Genomic DNA, 622 nt, shown 5'->3' on the forward strand with positions numbered 1-622 from the left:
GTTCCGCCTCGCGCCCGAGCATCATGTCCTCCTGCTCGTGCTGCACCACATCGTGGTCGATGGCCTGAGCATCGACATCCTCTTGCACGAGCTGTCCCAGGCCTACGCGGCCCTCGGTCAGCAGCGGATGCCCGCGCTGCCCCAGCTCCCGCTCGACTACGCTGACGTGGCGGCCTGGCAGCACTCAGCCCCTGTCCGGGAGCGCGAAGGCGCCCACCTCGAGTACTGGAAGCACCAGCTCGCCGGTGCTCCCGCTTTCCTATCCCTGCCCACCGACAAGCCCCGGCCCTCTGTCCTCGGAGACACAGGCGCGCTCAGTCGCTTCCACCGACTGTCCCCCGCGCTGGAGCAGGCGCTCACGAAGGTATGCCGCGAGCACCAGGTCACGCACTTCATGGTCCTCGGCGCGGCGCTCAGCGCGTTGCTGCATCGGCACTCGGGACAGGATGACGTGTCCGTGGGCACGCCGGTCTCCGGCCGTCCCCATCCCGCGCTCGAAGACCTCGTCGGCCTCTTCACCAACACCGTCGTCCTGCGCACGCGGTTCGCTCCGGGGACCACCTTCGCGGAGCTGCTGGCGAGCACGCGGACCACGGCCCTGGAAGCCTTCACGCACCAGGAC

1 protein-coding gene is annotated in these 622 nt (G+C 69.3%); it reads left to right on the forward strand.

Annotation, left to right across the window (positions count from 1 at the left end):
• Positions 1 to 622 (forward strand): condensation domain-containing protein (locus D7Y04_RS42495; protein ID WP_147477329.1); only part of this gene is annotated, 622 nt, incomplete at both ends.

It is taken from the genome of Corallococcus sp. AB038B, assembly GCF_003668955.1.
Lineage (GTDB): Bacteria > Myxococcota > Myxococcia > Myxococcales > Myxococcaceae > Corallococcus > Corallococcus exiguus.